Genomic DNA, 21,433 nt, shown 5'->3' with positions numbered 1-21,433 from the left:
AAACTTATAGCAGAGGGTTAGCAAGAGCTAACCTTTTACAGCGCTTTTTTTGAGGATGAGGAGGTATATATAATGGATACGGTTTTAGGTACAGCTTTTGTAGCTGCCATTCTCATTGCTGTGGTAGTGCTTATCATAATGCAGATGGTAAAAGATAAGCGCGCGGGAAAGTCTTCGTGCGGCTGCAAATGCGCAGGCTGCGCTAACGCGGGTATGTGCCACGCAAATGCGAAGAAGATAAAAAAGATCGAAAAGCAGATCAAAAAGAAAAAGAAAATGCAGGCAAAGGCTCTGCGCGGATGATTTCTGCATATATCAGCAGGGAAGAATTGACAGAGCTTGTTCGGCCGCATAGTTAGCGATTGCTAACTAATAAGGAAGGGTGAATATGATGTTTTTGGAGATCAGCGGTTTGAAAAAACATTTCGGAGAGGGTGACAGCTATACCGAAGTCTTAAAGGGTATAGACATCGGCATTGAAAAAGGCGAGTTTTGCGTGCTGCTCGGCGCTTCGGGTTCGGGCAAATCCACTCTGCTGAATATAATCGGCGGAATTGATAACGCTGACAGCGGCTATATCTCTATCAACGGCGAAAAAACTGCCGATATGAACGAAAAGGCGCTCACGCTTTACCGCAGAAAGCACCTCGGCTACATTTTCCAGATGTATAATCTGATCCCTAATCTCAATATCAAAGAGAACGTAGAAGTAGGCGCTTACCTCAGCGACGATCCCCTCGATGTGGACGAGCTGCTAAAAACGCTCGGTCTTTATGAGCATCGCCATAAGCTGCCAAACCAGCTCAGCGGCGGTCAGCAGCAAAGAACTGCTATCGGCAGAGCGATAGTTAAAAACCCCGATATTCTCCTTTGCGACGAGCCTACCGGCGCACTTGATTACAACACCTCTAAAGATATACTAAAGCTCATCGAGGACGTAAACAAAGAGTACGGCAACACCATCGTAATGGTAACGCATAACGACGCTATAAAGAACATGGCAGACCGCGTTATCACCCTGCGCGACGGCACTATCCGTAAAAATTATCTTAACGAAAATAAGATACCTGCTTCCGAGCTTGAATGGTAATTGGGAGGTGTCTTGATTGAAGAAGAAAAAGATCAAAGATCCGCTCATAAAGCGTGTCCCGCGCGAACTTAGATCAGAAGCAGGAAAGTACATAGTGATCTTCCTTTTTATCACTATGATGATAAGCGCCGTTTCGGGTATGTTGGTAGCAGGCGGAAGCATGAAGCAGGCATATGAAGACGGCTTTGAAAAATATAATATCGAGGACGGCAACTTCGAGCTTACGGAAAAAGCCAACGCCGATACTATCTCAAAAATAGAGGACGGCAAAGAAAAGCTCACGGTATATGAAAACTTTTACGTTGAGGAAGAAACTAAAGAGGTAGACAGCACTGTCCGCGTTTTCAAACCGCGTAAAGATGTAGATAAAGTTTGCGTAATGGAAGGCAGGCTGCCCTCCGCTAAAGACGAGATAGCTATCGACAGAATGTATGCGTATAATAACAAGTTCACTGTAGGCGATAATATCACTCTCGGCGATACCAAGCTGAAGATCACGGGTCTGGTGGCGCTTTCGGATTACAGTACTCTTTATTCCAGCCCCGGAGATATGATGTTCGACGCTATGAAATTCTGCGTTGCTATAATGACGGAAGACGGCTTCGACAGCTTCGACGAATCAGCTCTTCATTACAGCTACTCCTGGAAATACGATAAAGCCCCTAAGGACGACGGCGAAGCTAAGGATATGGCTGAGAACGTGATGAAAGACATCAACGCCGTTTCGCCGCTGAAACAGTTCATTCCGCAGTATTCCAACAACGCTATCCACTTCGCGGGCGAGGACATCAAGGGCGACGGCGCTATGATAACCGTATTCCTCTATTTGGTAGTCATCATGATCTCGTTCGTATTCGCTATCACTACCAGCAATACTATAAATAAAGAAGCTACCGTTATAGGGGCGCTCCGCGCTACGGGCTATACCCGAGGCGAGCTTATCAGGCATTATCTTACCGCCCCGATGATCGTAATGATAGTTGCGGCGATAGTCGGCAATATTCTCGGCTATACCGTGCTCAAAGACTTCGTTACCGATATATATTATCAGAGTTACAGCCTGCCGACATACGTTACTATATGGAATGCCGAGGCTTTTGTAAAGACCACCGTAGTTCCGCTGATACTGCTTTTCCTTATCGACCTTGCTATACTTGCAAACAAGCTCAGCCTTTCTCCGCTCAAATTCCTGCGCAGAGATCTAAAGAGAAAGCAGAAGAAAAAAGCGTTCAAGCTGAATACCAAGATAGGCATAATGAAGCGTTTCCGCCTAAGAGTAATATTCCAGAATATGCCAAACTACATCACTATCTTCATCGGTATATTCTTCGCAAACGTAATAATCTTTTTCAGCCTTGCGATGAAGCCCCTGCTTCTGAATTATCAGGATATTATAATCGACAATATGACCTGCAAGTACCAGTACATTCTGAAAATGCCGATGGAAACTGAGACCGAGGGCGCGGAGAAATACTGCGCAGGCTCGCTCAAAACTATCGACGACAGGATCAAAGAAGAGTCCGCGACTGTTTACGGCATAAAAAAAGACAGCAAGTATATCGACGCTGACGTTAGGGACGGCGGTATATACATCTCTCAGGGCTTTGCCGATAAGTATGGGCAAAAAAAAGGAGGCAAGGTAACGCTTAAAGAAGAGTACGGCGATAAGAAGTACACCTTCAAAATAGACGGTATCTACAAAGAGCCTGCTTCTATTGCGGTCTACATGACGCAGAACGATTTCATCGACACATTCGACCTTGAGGACGGATACTTCAACGGCTATTTCTCCGATGAAGAGATAACTGATATAGACGATATGTATATCGCGACCACCATCACTGAGGACGACCTAACCAAGACTTCGCGCCAGCTCATACTTTCTATGGGCGGTATGGTGAGCATCTTCACATTCGTAGGCGTTGCGATGTTCATGCTGATAATCTACCTGCTCTCGAAGATCATTATCGAGAAAAACACTCAGTCGATCTCTATGACAAAGATACTGGGCTATAATAACAGCGAGATAAACAGCCTGTACGTTGCCGCCACCTCGATAGTAGTAGTGCTTTCACTGCTGCTGACTATCCCGCCCGTAAGCGGAATACTGAAGTATATTTTCAAAGTGGTGTTCTCTGAGTACGCGGGCTATATGCCTTTCGTTATTCCATCGTACATCTACGCTGAGATACCCGCGCTGGGAATAGTTGCATACATTATCATCGCTGTAATGCTCATGAGCAAGGTAAAGAAAGTACCCCTCGACGAAGCATTGAAAAACGTAGAGTAAGACCATTTCTTTCATACATATTTTTACTGGGCAAACGGCTCGCGCTTTTAAAAAAGGCACGGGTCTTTTGCTTTTTGCGCCCCGCGGCACTTTACAAATAAACGCAATTATGCTATAATAAAATTTAAGACTGAAAAACTCTGAAAGAGGATATTTGCAATATGAAAGAAATACAGGAAAAATTAGAGCAGCTTCTGCTCAATACCCAAAAGCCTGCGCGCTATATCGGCGGCGAGCTGGGCAGCGTGGTAAAAGATAGAGATAAGGTAGATGTGCGCTTCGCCTTCTGCTTTCCCGACGTTTACGATGTCGGCATGAGCCACCTTGGTATGAAGATACTTTACGGCTTGAAGAACCGGCGTGAAAACTGGTGGTGCGAGCGCGTTTTCATGCCCGAAAAAGACTTTGAGCAGACCATGCGCGAAAATAATATCCCGCTCTACGCCCTCGAAAGCCTAGACCCTATCCGCGATTTTGATTTCATCGGCTTCACGCTTCAATATGAGCTTTCGTATACCAACGTTCTCGCTATGCTCGATCTGGCGGGTCTGCCAGTGTTTGCAAAAGACCGTACCGACCTTGCCCCGATAGTTGTCGGCGGCGGGCCATGCGTCTGCAATCCCGAACCTATGGCTGATTTCTTTGATATGTTCATTCTCGGCGAGGGCGAGGAGGTAAACGTAGAGCTGCTTGAGCTGTACGAAAAAATGAAGCCCTCTCACCCCACAAAACTTGAATTTCTGCGCGAAGCGGCTAAGATAGAGGGCGTTTACGTTCCGCAGTTTTACGATGTTTCCTATAACGAGGACGGCACTGTCAGCGAGATAAAGCCGAATACCGATAACGCCCCCGCGCGTATCAAAAAGCGAGTTGTAAAGGACTTCGATAAGGTCTATTACCCCGATAGCTTCGTTGTGCCGTTTACTTCCATCGTGCATGACAGAGCGGTGGTAGAGGTACTGCGCGGCTGTATACGCGGCTGCCGTTTTTGTCAGGCGGGCTTTATTTATCGCCCGTTCCGCGAAAAAAATATCGACACTATCGAGAAAGAGACCAAGTGCCTTTGCGAGCAGACGGGTTACGAGCAGGTGTCCCTCTCCTCGCTTTCCACCAGCGATTACACTCAGATAGAAAAGCTGCTCTCCACCCTCGCGGATTATACCGATAAGGAAAATATAAATCTCTCGCTGCCCTCGCTGCGTATAGATAATTTCAGCGAAGAGCTGCTTGAAAAGATAGCCTCCGTCCGCAAGAGCGGTCTGACTTTCGCTCCCGAAGCGGGTACTCAGCGCCTGCGCGATGTAATAAACAAGAACATCACCGAGGACGAGATAATGCACACCTGCCGCATGGCTTTTGAAGCGGGCTACGGCACGGTAAAGCTCTACTTCATGCTTGGTCTGCCGGAAGAAACTGACGATGACGTGCGCGGTATAGCCGAGCTTGCTCAGCGCGTGGTAGATCTGTATTACGAGGTTCCGAAAGAACAGCGCGCAAGCTCTATACAGGTATCGCTCTCCACCGCGACTTTCGTGCCGAAGCCTTTCACGCCATTTGAATTTGAGCCGCAGGCACTTCCCGAGGACATCAATAGAAAGCAAAAGCTGATACTCGATACGATAAAATCCAAAAAGATACGTTTCAGCTACCACCATCAGCCCGTTTCCATACTCGAAGCCGTTCTCGCAAGGGGCGACAGAAGAGTCGGCAAGGTCATCTACACCGCATGGAAAAAAGGCTGTACCCTCGATAGCTGGGACGAGCATTTCCGCCCCGAGCTTTGGGACGAAGCGTTTGAAGAGTGCGGCGTGGATAAGGTTTTCTACGCTAACCGCCGCCGCAGTTACGAAGAGGTGATGCCTTGGTCGCACCTCGATTATCTTGTGTCGCGCCGGTTCTTCATACGCGAAAACAAAAAAGCGCACATGGCGCAGACAACGCGCAACTGCTGCGAGGGCTGCAGCGGCTGCGGGATCACTAAAGAGTACGGAGGTGTTTACTGTGGCGCAGCCAAAAAATCAGAGCCTGCAAATTGAACGCTGGGATTACCGCCTGACGTTCGCTAAAAAGGGAAGAGCGCGCTACATCTCTCACCTCGACCTCATGCGCGCCATGCAGAGGGCGATAAAGCGCGCGGGCGTGCCGATATGGTATACGCAGGGCTTCAATCCGCACTCGTATCTGATGTTTCCCCTCGCCCTGCCGCTCGGTACTGAGAGCGAAGTCGAAGTGCTCGACATCGCGCTTACCGAGGATTGGGACTGCGAACGTCTGTTAAAACAGCTCAACAGCTCTATGCCCGAGGGACTGTATTTCGTCAAGGCGGCAGCGCCCGTCATGAAGCATATCGAGATAGCGCGCGCCGAGTACGAGATAAGTATAGGCTTCGACATACCCGCCGAAAAAGCGCTGGAGCTTTTTGAGCAGTTCGTTTCGCGCGACGTGATAGAGATACAGAAGCGCCAAAAGCCGAAAAAAGGCAGAAAAGCCGGCTTCAAGACCGTAGATATAAAGCCGCACGTCAATATGCTCGAGAGCTCCGTAAAAGACGGCAGACTCTATATAAAGCTGACCCTGCCCGCGGGCACTGAGCTTAATCTCAATACAGGCGTGCTGGTAGACGCTTTCTGCGAATTTGCGGGAGCGAAAATATTGCGGATATATACAAAACGCACAAAAATACTATGCAAAAATGGTGAGGAATTTATATAAGTCACTATTGCAATCGGTGCGAAAATGTGGTATAATATATAAGCATTTGATTATCCGTCGGTTTTGCATAAAGCGACGAGAGTTAATGCCGCGCTGCGGAAATTCGTTCGCAGCCAATGACATTAAAGCGGGCAGTCCTCTGGCTCTGCGCATATCAGGAGATAGCGCAATAGAACGTATGAATGTCTGAAAATTTTTAGGAGGTATTTAAAGTGGACGCTTTAAAACTTATTGCTCAGGACAGCATGAAGAAAGAGATCCCCGAGGTAAACATCGGTGACGTAGTAAAGGTACATGTAAGGATCAAGGAAGGCGACAAGCCCTCTAGAATCCAGATCTTCGAGGGTACTGTTATCGCTAAGAAGCATGGCGGTATCAGCGAGACCTTTACTGTAAGAAGAGTTGCTCACGGCTGCGGTATCGAAAGAGTATTCCCTGTACATTCTCCCGTTGTTGAGAAGGTAGAGATCGTAAGATACGGTAAGGTTCGCCGTGCTAAGCTTTACTATCTGCGCGACAGAGTTGGTAAGGCTGCTAAGGTCAAGGAAGCTATCAAGTAATTACCTTAATGAGAAAAGAGTCGTTTTTGCGGCTCTTTTTTTGTTGCCTGCAAAAGTAAATTTTTTGTGAATGGCGCAGCATAGGGCAGAAAATATTGCGTTTGCGCTTGCAATCATGACGTTTTTTTGTTATAATAAATTTGTATGATTTTAATTTAACGTACTATAACGATAAACTTTGATCATAATAACGCTGAAAAAGAGGCAGAATATATTATGAACGAAACAAACGATCTGTCAAAGAAGGGCGCTGCCGAAAAAGCAAAGCCCGAACGTGATAATGAAAAAAAGAAGCCCTCGCCGCTCGATGAGGCGCTCGATTGGATAGAGTCATTCGTATTTGCAATATTCATCGTGCTGCTAGTGTTTATCTTCCTCTTCCGCACAGTTGTGGTAGACGGCAGCTCTATGAACCCTACTTTGTACGATCAGCAGCGGCTGATACTCACGCACTTCAATTACACGCCCGAGCGCGGCGATATAATAGTTGCGAACAGCCCTCAGCTCAATAAGACGATAATCAAGCGCTGCATAGGCGTCGCGGGCGATACCGTCGTGATAGATTATGACACCAATACCGTCACCGTAAACGGCGAGAAGCTCGACGAAAGCTACCTGGGCGAAGCTATGCTCGATAAATTTTCGTTCGATCAGGAATACAAAGTTTCCGAAACTTCATACGAATATCACGTTCCTAAAAACTGCATCTTTGCGCTTGGCGATAACAGAAACGATTCGCGCGACAGCAGAGATGAGGGCGTAGGATTTATAAATACTAAATATGTTCTCGGCAAGGCTGTTCTGAGGTTTTATCCGTTCGATCAGTTCGGAAAGCTTAGCTGAAGATCTTGTTATCTGAAAGGAGGCTGAGAAAATGGGTGATACTACAAAAGTGCAGTGGTTTCCCGGACATATGGCGAAAACCCGCCGTATCATGCAGTCTAATCTAAAGCTGGTAGACGTTGTAGTCGAGATAACCGACGCGCGTATCCCATACTCCAGCCGAAACCCCGAGATGGATAGGCTGGTAGGCTCAAAGCCCCGCCTGCTTCTGCTCAACAAAGCCGACTCGGCTGACGAAGCTGTAACATCTCAGTGGATCGACTACTATAAGAAAAAAGGCATCACCGCCGTGGCTACCGACTGCCGCAGCGGAAAGAATATAAACAAATTCAAGTCGGCGCTAAAAGAGCTTATGGCTGAACAGGTAAAGACCTGGGAAGCAAAGGGTATGCACGGCAGACCTATCCGCATGATGATAGTCGGTATACCGAATGTCGGCAAATCTTCTTTCATCAACCGCCTTGCCGGCTCTAAACGCGCTAAGGTAGAGGATCGTCCGGGCGTTACCCGCGGAAAACAGTGGGTAACTCTCGATGACAATACCGAGCTGCTTGATATGCCCGGCGTTCTCTGGCCGAAGTTTGAGGATAAGACCGTCGGCGAAAGGCTTGCTTTCACCGGCGCGGTTAAGGATAATATCTTAGATACCGAGTACCTCGCCTGCCGCCTGCTTGAGCTGCTTTGCGAAGAGTACCCCGAAATGCTTGTCGGCAGATATAATATCTCGCTCGAAGACCTGCCCGAAAACGACGATATGACGGCGGGCTGTTTGAAAGGCTTTGAGCTGCTGGAACGCATAGGAAGAAAACGCGGCTTCCTCATATCGGGCGGCGAAATAAATACCGAGCGCGCGGCGGCGGCTGTACTGGACGAATTCCGTGCGGGCAAACTAGGCAGGATCTCGCTTGAAAGACCGCAGGGAAGTGTGTGAATATGGATCTGCACGAATTTGATATGCAGTATTACGGCGAATACCCGCTGCTTTGCGGAATGGACGAGGCGGGAAGAGGCCCTCTCGCGGGCGACGTTTTCGCGGCGGCTGTGATACTTGCCCCCGATACTGTTATAGAAGGCATAAACGACAGCAAAAAGCTTACCGAAAAAAAGCGCGAAAAGCTTTTTGACGAGATAAAGGAAAAGGCGCTTTACTGGTCGATAAAGACGGCTTCCGTAGAGGAGATAGAGCAGCTCAATATTTTAAACTGCGCTATGCTCGCGATGAAGCGTGCGGCGGAATCCTTAGGCGTAACGCCCGATATGGCGCTTGCCGACGGCAACAAGACCCCGCAGCTTAGCTGCCCCGTACAGTTCGTCATAAAGGGCGACGCCAAGAGCCAATCTATAGCGGCGGCTTCGATACTCGCAAAGGTAGCGCGTGACCGCTATATGAAAGAGATGGCGCTGAAATATCCGCAGTATTCGTTTGAAAAGCATAAGGGCTACGGCACCAAGGCGCATTATCAGGCGCTCGACGAGTACGGCCCGTGCGAGATACACCGTATGTCATTTTTGAAAAAGTATTATGCAGCAAAAAATGACGAACCGTGAGATAGGCGACATCGGCGAAAACGCGGTCGCGGCGTTCCTCGAGAAAAACGGTTACGAGATAATGGCGCGCAACTTTACCGTTCGCGGCGGTGAGATAGATATTATAGCCCGAAAAAACGGCAGGCTCGCTTTCGTAGAAGTGAAATCGCGCGATGAGCACGCCGTAGTTTCGGCTGAAAAGGCAGTTACGCCCGCAAAAAGGCGCTTTTTGATAAAGACTGCCGAGATATATTACCGCGGCTATAAGCAAAAGTACGGCGAAGCGATATGCCGCTTTGACGTGGCTGCGGTCGTAATGGAAAATAAGAAAGTCAAACATGTGCGGTATTACGTTGCAGCATTCGACGTGAGCGGCGCGTGAAAAAGCAAAAAATTTTATCAGAAGGGTGAATTTTTATGTATTACAAGAGCACCAGAAACAGCGAGGTAAAAGTTTCCTCGGCACAGGCGATAGCACAGGGCATTTCGGTAGACGGCGGACTTTTCGTTCCCGAAGAGATACCCTCTATCAGCATGGAAGATCTGAAAAAACTGGGCGAGCAGGATTACCGTGCGCGCGCAAAATTCGTATTCGGCAAGTTCCTTACCGATTTTACCGAGGCTGAGATAGCTTACTGCGTAGACAACGCCTACAATACTAAGGCTTTCGATACCGATAATATAGCCGAGCTTGCGCACCTTTTCGACGGTACATATATGCTCGAGCTTTGGCACGGCCCTACCTGCGCTTTCAAAGATATGGCGCTCCAGATACTGCCTTACCTGCTTACGACTTCTACCAAGAAGCTCCATTCTGATAAAAAGGTGGTTATCCTCGTTGCTACTTCGGGCGATACCGGCAAGGCTGCTCTCGAGGGCTTCAAGAACGTGCCCGGCACATCTATAATGGTATTCTACCCCGAGGACGGCGTGTCTGCAATGCAGAAAAAGCAGATGACCACTCAGGAAGGCGACAACGTGGGCGTTTGCGCTATAAAGGGCAACTTCGACGACGCTCAGAACGGCGTAAAGGCTATATTCACCAACCGCGAGATAGCTGAGGAGCTTGAAAAGAACGGCATGATGTTCTCCTCCGCAAACTCCATCAACTGGGGCAGACTTGCGCCGCAGATCATCTACTACATCTCTTCCTACGCTCAGCTTCTTGCAGACGGCGAGATCAGCGAGGGCGAAAAGATAAATATAGTAGTTCCTACCGGCAACTTCGGTAATATCCTCGCAGGTTACTACGCTAAGCACATGGGCGTTCCCGTAAACAAGCTCATCTGCGCTTCCAACGCAAACAACGTTCTTACCGACTTCTTAAAAACAGGTATCTACGACAGAAACAGAGATTTCCACGCTACTATCTCTCCCTCTATGGATATTCTTATCTCTTCTAACCTCGAAAGACTGCTCTATATGCTCAGCGGCGAGAACGACGCGCTTATCAGAGAGTGGTTCGGCAAGCTTGCTTCCGAGGGCAGATATGAAGTTTCCGACGACGTCAAGAAGATACTCTTCGAGGAATTCTCGGCAGGCTGCTGCAGCGATGAAGAAACCAAGGCTACCATCAAGAAGATATATGACAAATATTCCTATACCTGCGATACCCACACGGCTGTTGCAGTAAAGGTATATGAGGATTACAAGGCTGCTACCGGCGATCAGACTAAGACCATCATCGCTTCCACCGCAAGCCCCTATAAGTTCTCCGGCTCTGTACTCTCCGCTCTCGGCGAGAATACCGAAGCTTCTGAATTTGAGCTTGTAGATAAGCTCGCCGAAGTATCGGGATTGGCTGTTCCTGCTTCGCTCGCGGCTCTTAAAGATAAGGACGTAAGATTTACTAAGGTCATTGATAAGACTGAGATGAAGGATTACGTTTTCTCTGCGCTCGGCATCTGATATGTACGCGCCCGCTCTTGCGGACGCATGAAGCTTATCTGCTCTTGAAAGTTTTGCACTCTGTTTCATCGCAGCAGTCGGGCTTAGAGCAGGTGCAGCTTACGTCGATCTTATCGGCGGTACATTCGCAGGCGTTCTTGTTGTGAATACAATTCTCAACGTTGCAGTGGATACCTCTGATACTGTTTTCCATTTTAGTTCGCTCCTTTGATCTTTTGTAGTATGCCGCTTGTTCGGCGTAAAAATATTATATCCGACGCTGCGAAAAATATACGTCGGAGAACGGAGGTTTTTGATTTGTCGCTGTTTGTTATTGCAGATCTGCATTTGTCCGTTTCGGTAAATAAGCCTATGGATATATTTGGCGGCTGGGACGATTACATGAATAGGATCCGTACTAACTGGCAGGCGAAAGTCAAAGACGGCGATACGGTAGTCCTGCCGGGCGATTTTTCGTGGGCGACCAAGCTTGAAGATACTCTGGAGGATTTCAGATTTCTTGCCTCGCTGCCTGGCGAAAAAATAATGCTCAAAGGCAATCACGATTACTGGTGGAGCACAATAACAAAAACGGAAAATTTTTTTAAGGCAAACGGCATCGAACGCGTAAAACTCCTGCACAATAATTTCTATCCTTTCGGCGACCGCGGCATTTGCGGTACGCGCGGCTGGATAAATGATAACGGCGAGCCTGCTGATAAAAAAGTGCTCATGCGCGAGGCTGTACGGCTTGAACTTTCTATCTCCGCAGCGGAAAAAGCGGGGTATAAGCCGCTCGTGTTTCTGCATTATCCGCCAGTTTACCTTACGGGCGTGAACGAGGAGATAATGGAGGTTTTGCACAAGCACGATATAAAAGAATGTTTCTACGGACATATCCACGGCAAAAAAGGCCACGCCTGCGCTGTAAAAGGCGAGTACCAAGGCATAAATTATCACCTGATTTCAAGTGATTATCTACAATTTGTACCAATGGACATAACCGAATTTGTACAAAGCGCCGAATAGTATGAAAACCACTAGAAATCTATAAAAAAGTATGCTATAATAAATAAGTTATTATAATATTTTAACGGAGGAATTTAAAATGAGTTTAAAGGCAGTAAATAATGTCGAAACGAATAAGTATGAGCTTGAGATAGAGATTTCGGCTGAAGATTTTGAAGCGGCTGTTCAGGCAGCGTATCAGAAAGCCAAGAAGAATATCTCCATCCCCGGTTTCCGCAAGGGCAAAGCTCCCCGCAAGCTTATCGAGAAAGAGTACGGCGAAAACGTATTCTATGAGGACGCAGTAAACGACATCGCCGGCGAGGCTATCGACTCCGCAGTTGCTGAGGCTAAGCTTGAGCTTGTTGCTCGCCCCGACGCAGAAGTTACCGCTGTAAGCAAGGAAAACGGCGTTACCCTCAAGGCTACCTGCATCACCAAGCCTGAGGTAACTGTTTCTGACTATAAGGGTATAGAAGTAGAAAAGATCGTCAATGCTGTAAGTGACGAGGACGTTGACAACAGAGCTAATTCCATCTGCGAGAAGAACGCAAGAATGATAACTGTTGACGACAGAGCTGCTCAGAACGGCGACTTCGTAAACATCGACTTCGAGGGCTTCAAAGATGGCGTTGCTTTTGATGGCGGCAAGGCTGAGGGCTTCGTTCTCGAGCTCGGCAGCGGTCAGTTCATTCCCGGCTTTGAGGATCAGATCGTTGGTCACAACGCAGGCGAAGAGTTCGACATCGACGTTACTTTCCCCGACGAGTATCAGGTAGAAGAGCTTAAGGGCGCTCCCGCAGTATTCAAGATCAAGCTCAACGAGATCCAGTACAAGGAAGTTCCTGCGCTTGACGACGACCTCGTAAAGGATTCCACCGAGTTCGATACCGTTGACGAGTACAAGGCTGACATCAGAAAGAGCATGGAAGAAGCCGCTGAAAAGGCTGCTGAAAACGAAGTTGAAGGCAAGCTCTTCGACGCAGTAGTTGAGAAGATGCAGGCTGAAGTTCCTCAGGTAATGTACGATAACCGCATCAACGAGATGCTTCAGGAGCTTTCGCAGCGCCTCGCACCTCAGGGCATAACCCTCCAGCAGTACTTCCAGTACACCGGTCAGAGCCTTGACGACGCTAAGAAGATGTATGAGGAGCAGGCTAAGAAGCAGGTAGACCTCAGACTGGCTCTCGAAAAGATCGCAGAGATCGAGAACATCGAGCCTACTGCTGATGAGATCGACGCAGAGTACAAGAGAATTGCAGAAGCTTACAATATCGAGATAGATCAGGTAAAGGCTGTACTTCCCGAAGACGGCGTAAAGCTTGACGTTGCAGTAAGCAAGGCGGTAGACCTTATCAAGGATTCGGCAGTTATCAAGTAATAACAGTTTATACTAAATTTCGCCCGCCTGTATTCGCGGGCGAAATGTGTATTAGCGAAAGGATACGTCAAATTTCGACCGTATCTTTAAAAAGACCCATTTTAGGAGGTAGTTTTATGGCATTGGTACCTTACGTAGTAGAACAGACGGGAAGAGGAGAGCGCAGCTACGATATTTACTCGCGCCTGCTCAATGACAGAATAATAATGCTCTGCGACCAGATCGACAACGCTACGGCAAGCGTGGTAATAGCTCAGCTTCTTTATCTTGAGGGACAAGACCCCGAAAAGGATATTGATCTGTATATCGACAGCCCCGGAGGAGTTATCACAGCCGGTATGGCAATATATGATACCATGCAGTATATCAAGTGCGACGTTTCGACAATTTGTATAGGCATGGCTGCTTCTATGGGCGCGTTCCTGCTTTCAAGCGGCGCAAAGGGCAAGCGCTTTGCTCTGCCTAACAGCGAGATCATGATACACCAGCCCCTCATCAGCGGCGGCGGCATATCGGGTCAGTGCACAGATATAAAGATAGCTTCTGACCATATGGTGAGAACAAGAGAAAATCTGAATCGTATACTTGCTGAAAATACCGGCAAGCCCATCGAGCAGATAAATATCGATACCGAGCGTGATAATTACCTTTCCGCGCAGCAGGCTGCTGATTACGGACTTATCGACAAGGTGATCGCTCACAGATAATTTTTAAGGATTGATAAAAATGGCGAACGATAATATCAAAAGATGCAGCTTCTGCGGAAAGCCCGAAACTAAGGTGCAGTATATCTTTTCTTCTGATAACAACCACATCTGCGACGAGTGCGTTGTACTTTGCTATAATCTGCTGAACAAGCAGCTTGAGATGAAAAATAACGATATAACTGCTGAATTTGCAGACGACGGCGGCGTACAGCTCCACACCCCCGCAGAGATCAAAGCGGTGCTCGACGAATACATCATCGGACAGGATCAGGCTAAGATCTCGCTGGCAGTAGCGGTTTATAATCATTATAAGCGCATACTCTCGCTCGAAGAGCACGGCGAAGATGATGAGGAAGACGTAGAGCTGCAAAAGAGCAATGTGCTGCTTCTAGGTCCTACCGGTACAGGCAAAACGCTGCTTGCGCAGACGCTCGCAAAGCTGCTAAACGTTCCTTTCGCGATAGCAGATGCTACTACTCTTACTGAGGCGGGCTATGTCGGTGACGACGTTGAAAACGTTCTGACGCGCCTTATCCAGGCAGCAGATTACGACGTTGAAGCGGCGGAAAAGGGAATAATCTACATCGACGAGATCGACAAGATCTCCCGCAAGTCGGAAAACACATCTATTACCCGCGATGTAAGCGGCGAGGGCGTTCAGCAGGCTCTGCTCAAGATAGTAGAGGGCACGGTTTCAAACGTTCCTCCGCAGGGCGGCAGAAAACACCCGCATCAGGAATTTATCCAGATAGATACGAAGAATATACTCTTCATCTGCGGCGGCGCATTCGAGGGACTGGAAGCAGTTATCAAAAAGCGCACCGATTCTTCCTCCATGGGCTTCGGCGCTAACGTTTCCAAAAAGGACGAAGAGCACAACATTATGAAAAAGGTAGTTCCGCACGACCTCGTGAAGTACGGGATAGTGCCTGAGCTGGTCGGCAGACTGCCCGTTATCACCGTGCTTGATGAGCTGGACGAAAACGCGCTTTGCAGAATACTGACCGAGCCGAAAAACTCGCTGATAAAGCAGTACACAAAGCTCTTCAAGCTTGACGGAATAGAGTTTGAGATCACCGATGAGGCTAAGCTGGAGATCGCGAAAATGGCTATCGGCCAGAAAACAGGCGCTCGCGGACTGCGCGCTATCGTAGAAAACGCGCTGACGAAGATAATGTTTGAAGCGCCGTCTGATAAGCAGATAACAAAAGTTGTCATCACTGACAAGACGGTAAAAGGCGAAGAGCCCCCGCAGATCACCCGCTCGGAGGATTCGCCCAGACTTGAAGCAAAATAATGTACAAAAGATCTGCTCGATTTTCGGGCAGATTTTTTTCTTGACAATTGTGCAAATATGATGTATAATAAAATATAGTATTAAAATTATATTTCGGAGTGGTGAAAGTGCATAAAAATGCAAAAACTATCATTTGCTCAGTTGTCACAACCTGCATTATGCTGACCTCGCAGCTCGGCGCAGAGGCTTACGGCGTGGCTGAGAGCGGATATATAGATGAAGCGATCGGCGTGACGGAAACTGCTGATGAGAATATCTGCCGGCATAGGTTTGGCAGCTGGCATTTCGTCAAAAAGCCTACCTGCACTAAGGACGGCGCAAAAACGCGAAGCTGCGCCATTTGCGGCGAGGTCGAAAGCGTCAAGCTCAACAGGCTTGGGCATAAGTTCGCCACTAAGCAGGTGCAGCCCGACTTTCTCCACAACGGCTACTCAAAGCATACCTGCATGCGCTGCGGATACGTCTATAAAGACACCTACGTCGATAAAAATATCCTTCGCGCTCCGAAAGATCTCGGTTACGCTTCGCAGGTCAACTCGGTAAAGCTGAGCTGGAGCAAGGTGCTTTACGCCGACGGCTACCGCGTTTATATGTACAGCGGCGGCAAATGGCGCAAGGTCGCGACCGTCAAGAGCGGCTCGTCTTACAAGATAGCAGGGCTGAAACCGGGCAAGTATAAATTCCGCGTTGGGGCGTATGTGCGGCAGTCGGGCAAGGTAGTGTCGGGCAAAAACGCCTCCTGCACGGCAGTCACTAAGCCGAAGTCGGTAAAGCTCATCAGCGCGGATGCGAAAAAGAGCACGGCTACCGTTTCGTGGAAAGCCGAGGATTGCAGCGGGTACGAGGTATACATCAGGCACGGCGCGAATTGGAAGCGCGTAAAGACACTCGCCAAAGGCAGCAAATACAAGATAACGGGTCTGAAAAAGGCGACGAGCTATAAGGTAAAAGTTCGCGCTTTCTTCACCGACTCAGACGGCGTGCGGCAGTACGGTGAGTTCTCGCGCACGCTGAATTTCAAGACAAAGAAGTGAATCTATGCAGGATAAATTAGTCAGATGGTGGGATAAATGGGCAGTGAAAATACTCATCTTTGCGGCAGTTCTCGGCGTTGCCCTTTTCGCGGCAACGTACAGCCTGCAATTCATCGCTACAACTATCTACTCCGTCATCATGGCTATGGTCATGGTGCGCCGAAAAGAGCACCTCTCGATATGGCTGACCTGCTTCGTCATTCTGATGTATGTTCTTATCTTCACGATACCGCCGCTGTATCTGCACTCTGCAAGCGTCGCAAGATACAAATTGCAGCGCGGCTACATAGGACTTTACAACAATGTCAAAGAACCGAGCGGGCTGCCCGATTACGCTGACGATATGCAGGAGCTGAAATTTGAATATTCGGCAAGCGTAGGCAAACACATAGGCTATTACAGCGTGAGCTTTACTACTGCGCGCGAAAATGCGGAAGCGTATGAGGCGCAGCTTGCGAAAAAAGCAAAGCACGCTGTACCGCTGAGGAAGTTCAAAAACGGCGCTGAGATAGGCGGCGAGAAGATAACGCTTCGTCTGGACGAAAGCTGGAAGAAGTATTACAACAGCGAAAGCTCCGCCATGCTCTACATCCTGACTCACGATGTGCGCGGCAATGACCCGTTACTCTCAGCAGCGGTGATAGACCCCGCTGCGGGCAAGGTGCTGTTTTTGCAGATGGGTTACAAATAAGTATTCGTCCGAGGGGCAAGCAAAAACCGCCTTTCGGACGTTTCCATTTTTTCAGCATAATCTGCTTTTACGATACATATATTTTATTACACAAAAAATATATGTATTGGGGTGAGAAGATGAGCCTTACTGACAAGTGCCGTCCGATAATGCTCGGCGAGTACATGGTAAGCAAGAGGGCTACCGTAAGGGCGGCGGCGAAACAGTTCGATATTTCAAAATCTACTGTTCATAAAGACATACGCGAGCGCCTGCCCGACTTAGAACCTGAGTTGTATAAAGAAGTGGCGAAGCTGCTGGAGCTTAATAAACAGGAACGTCATATCAGGGGAGGCATGGCTACCAAACACAAGTACGAGCTGCAAAATATGCTCAGAGAAAAAAATCGCGAAGATGATAAAAATTTATAAAATACTCTTGATTTTGTGCCGAAATAGTAGTAAAATATAAATATAGGTTTAACTTTGCAAATATTTATTTGAAAGGAAGTAATCAAAGATGTCAAAGGAATTTATCGTTGAAACATCTGCAAGACACGTTCACGTAACTAAGGAAACGCTCGAGGTGCTTTTTGGCGCAGGCCACGAGCTTACTAAGAAAAAGGATCTTTCTCAGCCGGGTCAGTTTGCCTGCGAAGAGAGAGTTACCGTTGTAGGACCTAAGAAAGAGCTGGCTAACGTATCTATCCTCGGTCCCTGCCGCAAGGCTGACCAGATAGAGCTTTCGGCTACCGACGCACGTTCTATCGGCATAGCAGCACCCGTTCGCGAGTCGGGCGACGTAGCAGGCTCTGGCGCATGTAAGCTGGTAGGCCCCTGCGGAGAGGTAGAGGTAAAGGAAGGCGTTATCGTAGCTAAAAGACATATCCATCTTACACCTGCCGACGCTGAGGAGCTTGGCGTTACAAACGGCGAAATAGTAGCGGTAAAGATCGACTCTGCTGACAGATCGGCTATTCTCTGCGATACCGTTTGCCGCGTAAGTGAGAACTACGCAAGAGCGATGCACATCGACACTGACGAATCCAACGCAGTAGGCGCGGGCAGAAACCAGATGGGCGTTATCGTAAAGCTTTGATTTTTTGAATACATAAAAATGCGCGTCGGAGTTATATTCGGCGCGTTTTTTACTTTAAATATGAAAAAAATTTGCGTAAGTGCTTGAAATAAAATGATTTTTGTGTTATACTTTAATTAGGTAAATCGGTTTGACAATAACGTGAATGATATACACTTGACAAAAGGAGAATTTATATATGAAATGCCCTTTTTGCGGATACCCCGACACAAAAGTTATCGACTCGCGCCCAAGCGAATCGAAAAAGCGCCGCCGCCGCGAATGTACAAACTGCGGAAAACGCTTTACGACTTATGAGGTTATAGAAAAGCCGCTGCTGATGGTGTACAAGCGCGACTCCAGCTTTGAGCCTTTCGATAAGGTCAAGCTTTTCAAGGGTCTGCAAAACGCTATCAAAAAGCGCCCTGTGAGCGTTGACGATATGAACGCGCTGGTGGATAACATCGAAAACACCTTCGCGAACCGTATGCAGACGGAAACTACCACCGAAGAGATAGGCGATATGGTGCTCGACGGGCTGAAAAAGCTCGACCACGTTGCCTACGTCCGCTTCGCTTCGGTCTATAAAGATTTCGCCGACGTAGATTCTTTTATTCAGATAATCTCAGAGCTTTCAGCCGATAAGGATAAGTCTGCGGGCAAGCCTGCAAAAAAAGACGAAGATAAATAAGTAAAAAAATAACCTCCTGCATCTCTGCGGGAGGTATTTTTGTGTCTGTATGACTGTTTGATCTGCGTAAAATTATTCGTAAAGCGGATATTTCTTGCAAACTTCGGTGACCATAGCTCTTATCTCGTCAGCCTTGTTGTCGAAATCGGAAGCGGTGAGGTAGATAGCCTGCGCGATAACGTCCATATCTTCCTCAACAAGGCCTCTGGTGGTAACTGCGGGCGTGCCTATTCTTACGCCGCTGGTAACGAAAGGCTTCTCGGGGTCGTTGGGGATAGCGTTCTTATTTACGGTGATGTAAACTTCGTCAAGCTTCTGCTCCAGATACTTGCCGGTAATGTGGAAAGGTCTGAGGTCTACGAGCATGAGATGGTTGTCAGTGCCGCCCGAAACGAGGTCGAAACCTCTCGAAAGCAGACCCTTAGCCAGAGCCTGAGCGTTCTTTACTATCTGCTCGCCGTATGCCTTGAATTCGGGCTTGAGGGCTTCGCCGAAGCAAACAGCCTTGCCTGCGATAACGTGCATGAGCGGGCCGCCCTGAGTGCCGGGGAATATCGCGGAATTTATCTTCTTAGCGAGGTACTCGTTGTTGGTAAGGATAAGTCCGCCTCTCGGGCCTCTCAGGGTCTTGTGGGTGGTGGTGGTGGTAATATCTGCATAAGGTACGGGGGACTGGTGCTGACCTGCGGCAACAAGACCCGCGATGTGCGCCATATCTACCATGAAATATGCGCCTACTGCCTTTGCTATGGTCGAAAGCTTCTCAAAGTCGATGGCTCTGGGGTAAGCGCTCGCGCCCGCTACTATGAGCTTTGGCTTGCACTTGTTAGCCTGCTTGTACAGCGCTTCGTAGTCGATGAAGCCCTCGTCGTTCACGCCGTAGGGTACGAAATTGAAGTACTTGCCCGAGAGGTTTACGGGCGAGCCGTGGGTGAGGTGTCCGCCTGCGTCAAGGCTCATGCCCATTACGGTGTCGCCGGGCTGGAGCAGTGCGAAGTAAACGGCGGTGTTTGCCTGAGCGCCCGAGTGCGGCTGAACGTTAGCGTACTTAGCGCCGAAAAGCTTGCACGCACGCTCGATAGCTATCTTTTCTACAACGTCAACGCATTCGCAGCCGCCGTAGTAGCGCTTGCCGGGGTAGCCCTCAGCATACTTGTTGGTGAGCACCGAGCCCATAGCCGCCATTACCGCGGGGGATACGATGTTCTCGCTCGCGATAAGTTCGAGATTTCTTCTCTGTCTTGCAAGCTCGGTTTCCATAGCCTTGCCGACTTCTTCGTCAAAGCCCTCTACAAATCCGATAGTGTCCATGATCTTCATGTGAATTATACTCCTAACTTTTCAGGGCGGGTAAGCCCATTAGTTTTATACACTACTATTATACTATATTTTTTTGCAGATTGCAAGACATTTAGTCAAAAAATTCACGCAAAAAATAATTTTGCGAATATTGAAGCAAAGATAAAGCCAGCGGCGTCGGCGGCTAGGCAGGCGGCGAATATGCGCGCCCCCGCGCGGCGCTTTACAGCCCCATAATATACGGCTATGGTGTATAGGGTAGTTTCAGTAGCGCCCATCATGACGCAGGCTGTGCGCGCGGCAAGGCTCTCCGCAGGCACGGAGGATAGTATGTTTTCAAGCACGGCGAGCGACCCGCTGCCCGATATAGGGCGTATCAGCATTAGCGGCGTGCACTCGGCAGGAAAGCCCAGCGCCGATGTCAAAGGCTCTAGCAGACCGCTCAGCGCCTGCGAAGCGCCCGACCCGCTGAACATCTCGATAGCCGTCATAAGCAGTATCAGCGTGGGGCAAAGCTCGGCGGCGGTCTTTAGGTTCTCCATCGCCCCTTCGTAAAATGCGGCGCATACGTCCACCCGCTTGAAGCAGGCTGTCAGCAGGATAACGGCTATGAATATCGGCACGGCGGCGCTCATCGCGCGTCCCCCTTTCTTACGGCGAATATCATGCGCACCAGCACCAGCCCGAAGATGAGCGTGCAGGCAGAGGTCAGAATGGTAGGCAGGGTGCAGTCCCATGGGTCGGGCGCGCCGTGCTCCAGCCGCATAGCGCTCACCGTCATCGGTATAAGCTGTATCGAAGCGGTGTTGAGCAGTATGAATGTAGCGATGTGCCGCCTTTTGAGGGCGCTCTCGGGCTGTTTGCAAAGCTCTTTCATAGCGGCTATGCCGAGCGGCGTTGCGGCGTTGCCCAGCCCTAGCAAGTTGGCGGTGATGTTGAGCGATATGGACTTCTTCGCGGCGGGGTCGGGCAGAGCTTTAAAGAGCATACCGAGCGGCTTTTGCAAAAGTTTGTTGAGGGCGTTTGTGATACCGCACTTCTCCGCCACAGCCATCAGCCCGCCCCATAGCGCCATCGCCCCCGCAAGGTCTATGCAGAGCGAAACGGCACTGCCGCACCCCGTAAGCGCCGCGGCGGACACCCCGCCCGTGTCGCCCGTGTAAAAACTGTACAAAACAGAAGCCGAGATCATGGCTGAAAGGATAAAAACCAGCATAATTGCGTACCTTCTTTTGACAAATTGTTAAAAAACTCTTAAAAAATGCGATAAATTGCGAAAATTTGCCGAAAGGTATTGACATATATCGGCATAATGTTGTATAATATACCTATCATAAGTCATTTGTTCAAGGGTATTTGC

General features: G+C 48.7%; 24 protein-coding genes. 20 read left to right on the top strand and 4 right to left on the bottom strand.

All coding sequences use genetic code 11. The annotated features are described in order from the left end of the window. Positions 1-72 precede the first annotated feature (72 nt). From LI114_RS09175 to thrC, 11 genes are all read left to right on the top strand, one after another. Complete coding sequence (locus LI114_RS09175; protein ID WP_227220416.1) at positions 73-303, top strand: FeoB-associated Cys-rich membrane protein; 231 nt, start codon at positions 73-75, stop codon at positions 301-303. A gap of 88 nt (positions 304-391) precedes the next feature. Then, positions 392-1,090, top strand: a complete 699-nt coding sequence (locus LI114_RS09170; protein WP_227220432.1) for an ABC transporter ATP-binding protein — start codon at positions 392-394, stop codon at positions 1,088-1,090. A gap of 16 nt (positions 1,091-1,106) precedes the next feature. Next, entirely contained in the window at positions 1,107-3,380 is a 2,274-nt protein-coding gene (locus LI114_RS09165) for an ABC transporter permease (protein WP_264468264.1), read from the top strand. A 161-nt stretch (positions 3,381-3,541) separates the two neighbouring features. After that, complete coding sequence (locus LI114_RS09160; RefSeq protein ID WP_227220415.1) at positions 3,542-5,416, top strand: TIGR03960 family B12-binding radical SAM protein; 1,875 nt, start codon at positions 3,542-3,544, stop codon at positions 5,414-5,416. Further along, on the top strand, positions 5,382-6,092 hold the full coding sequence (locus LI114_RS09155; protein WP_227220414.1) for a TIGR03936 family radical SAM-associated protein: 711 nt from the start codon (positions 5,382-5,384) through the stop codon (positions 6,090-6,092). Before LI114_RS09160 ends, LI114_RS09155 begins: the two co-directional genes overlap by 35 nt. Before the next feature lie 212 nt (positions 6,093-6,304). Next, positions 6,305-6,652 (top strand): 50S ribosomal protein L19, encoded by a 348-nt coding sequence (gene rplS / locus LI114_RS09150; RefSeq protein ID WP_022126923.1) that lies wholly within the window; start codon positions 6,305-6,307, stop codon positions 6,650-6,652. 216 nt (positions 6,653-6,868) lie between these two features. Beyond that, entirely contained in the window at positions 6,869-7,495 is a 627-nt protein-coding gene (gene lepB / locus LI114_RS09145) for a signal peptidase I (RefSeq protein WP_227220413.1), read from the top strand. Positions 7,496-7,526: 31 nt separating this feature from the next. Beyond that, positions 7,527-8,426: a ribosome biogenesis GTPase YlqF gene (gene ylqF, locus LI114_RS09140; protein ID WP_022126925.1), complete on the top strand. Its 900-nt coding sequence runs from the start codon at positions 7,527-7,529 to the stop codon at positions 8,424-8,426. A gap of 2 nt (positions 8,427-8,428) precedes the next feature. Further along, complete coding sequence (locus LI114_RS09135; RefSeq protein WP_022126926.1) at positions 8,429-9,043, top strand: ribonuclease HII; 615 nt, start codon at positions 8,429-8,431, stop codon at positions 9,041-9,043. Further along, positions 9,018-9,404, top strand: a complete 387-nt coding sequence (locus tag LI114_RS09130) for a YraN family protein (protein ID WP_177444212.1) — start codon at positions 9,018-9,020, stop codon at positions 9,402-9,404. The genes LI114_RS09135 and LI114_RS09130 overlap by 26 nt, the downstream gene beginning before the upstream one ends. Positions 9,405-9,439: 35 nt before the next feature. After that, entirely contained in the window at positions 9,440-10,930 is a 1,491-nt protein-coding gene (gene thrC / locus LI114_RS09125) for a threonine synthase (RefSeq protein ID WP_022126928.1), read from the top strand. A 34-nt stretch (positions 10,931-10,964) separates the two neighbouring features. Here the strand turns inward: thrC and LI114_RS09120 are convergent, their stop codons facing one another. Then, positions 10,965-11,123 carry a DUF1540 domain-containing protein gene (locus LI114_RS09120; protein WP_022126929.1) on the bottom strand — a complete coding sequence of 53 codons (159 nt, stop codon included), beginning with the start codon at positions 11,121-11,123 and terminating at the stop codon, positions 10,965-10,967. A gap of 104 nt (positions 11,124-11,227) precedes the next feature. On the opposite strand from LI114_RS09120, the gene LI114_RS09115 reads away from it, so the two are divergent. The 9 genes from LI114_RS09115 (at position 11,228) to nrdR (ending at position 18,774) form a co-directional block, all read left to right on the top strand. Further along, a complete protein-coding gene (locus LI114_RS09115; RefSeq protein ID WP_022126930.1) occupies positions 11,228-11,938 on the top strand; it encodes a metallophosphoesterase in 711 nt (236 codons plus the stop codon). A 79-nt stretch (positions 11,939-12,017) separates the two neighbouring features. After that, positions 12,018-13,298: a trigger factor gene (tig, locus tag LI114_RS09110; protein ID WP_227220412.1), complete on the top strand. Its 1,281-nt coding sequence runs from the start codon at positions 12,018-12,020 to the stop codon at positions 13,296-13,298. Between the two features lie 116 nt (positions 13,299-13,414). Continuing rightward, positions 13,415-14,005, top strand: a complete 591-nt coding sequence (clpP, locus tag LI114_RS09105; RefSeq protein ID WP_022126932.1) for an ATP-dependent Clp endopeptidase proteolytic subunit ClpP — start codon at positions 13,415-13,417, stop codon at positions 14,003-14,005. Positions 14,006-14,024: 19 nt separating this feature from the next. Next, a complete protein-coding gene (gene clpX, locus LI114_RS09100) occupies positions 14,025-15,302 on the top strand; it encodes an ATP-dependent Clp protease ATP-binding subunit ClpX (protein WP_319638301.1) in 1,278 nt (425 codons plus the stop codon). Positions 15,303-15,409: 107 nt separating this feature from the next. Further along, on the top strand, positions 15,410-16,336 hold the full coding sequence (locus LI114_RS14310; protein ID WP_227220410.1) for a fibronectin type III domain-containing protein: 927 nt from the start codon (positions 15,410-15,412) through the stop codon (positions 16,334-16,336). Between the two features lie 4 nt (positions 16,337-16,340). Continuing rightward, the gene (locus LI114_RS09090; RefSeq protein WP_227220409.1) at positions 16,341-17,027 is read left to right on the top strand and encodes a hypothetical protein; all 687 of its coding nucleotides are present in this window, start codon (positions 16,341-16,343) and stop codon (positions 17,025-17,027) included. 119 nt (positions 17,028-17,146) lie between these two features. Continuing rightward, positions 17,147-17,437: a sporulation transcriptional regulator SpoIIID gene (locus LI114_RS09085; RefSeq protein WP_177444205.1), complete on the top strand. Its 291-nt coding sequence runs from the start codon at positions 17,147-17,149 to the stop codon at positions 17,435-17,437. An 88-nt stretch (positions 17,438-17,525) separates the two neighbouring features. Continuing rightward, entirely contained in the window at positions 17,526-18,104 is a 579-nt protein-coding gene (gene pduL, locus LI114_RS09080; RefSeq protein ID WP_022126937.1) for a phosphate propanoyltransferase, read from the top strand. 178 nt (positions 18,105-18,282) lie between these two features. Further along, the gene (gene nrdR, locus LI114_RS09075) at positions 18,283-18,774 is read left to right on the top strand and encodes a transcriptional regulator NrdR (protein WP_177444204.1); all 492 of its coding nucleotides are present in this window, start codon (positions 18,283-18,285) and stop codon (positions 18,772-18,774) included. 72 nt (positions 18,775-18,846) lie between these two features. On the opposite strand, the gene glyA is transcribed toward nrdR, so the two are convergent. The 3 genes from glyA to LI114_RS09060 all read right to left on the bottom strand — a co-directional run bounded on the left by glyA (position 18,847) and on the right by LI114_RS09060 (position 21,289). Then, positions 18,847-20,094: a serine hydroxymethyltransferase gene (glyA, locus tag LI114_RS09070; RefSeq protein WP_177444203.1), complete on the bottom strand. Its 1,248-nt coding sequence runs from the start codon at positions 20,092-20,094 to the stop codon at positions 18,847-18,849. A 104-nt stretch (positions 20,095-20,198) separates the two neighbouring features. After that, complete coding sequence (locus tag LI114_RS09065) at positions 20,199-20,708, bottom strand: nucleoside recognition domain-containing protein (RefSeq protein ID WP_177444202.1); 510 nt, start codon at positions 20,706-20,708, stop codon at positions 20,199-20,201. Beyond that, complete coding sequence (locus LI114_RS09060) at positions 20,705-21,289, bottom strand: spore maturation protein A (RefSeq protein ID WP_227220408.1); 585 nt, start codon at positions 21,287-21,289, stop codon at positions 20,705-20,707. Before LI114_RS09060 ends, LI114_RS09065 begins: the two co-directional genes overlap by 4 nt. Positions 21,290-21,433 lie beyond the last annotated feature (144 nt).

Source organism: Ruminococcus sp. 210702-SL.1.03, from assembly GCF_020559915.1.
In the GTDB taxonomy this organism is placed as follows: Bacteria; Bacillota; Clostridia; order Oscillospirales; family Ruminococcaceae; genus YE71.
Note: the sequence above shows the minus strand (reverse complement) of the source record. Positions and strands in the feature narration are given on the sequence as shown.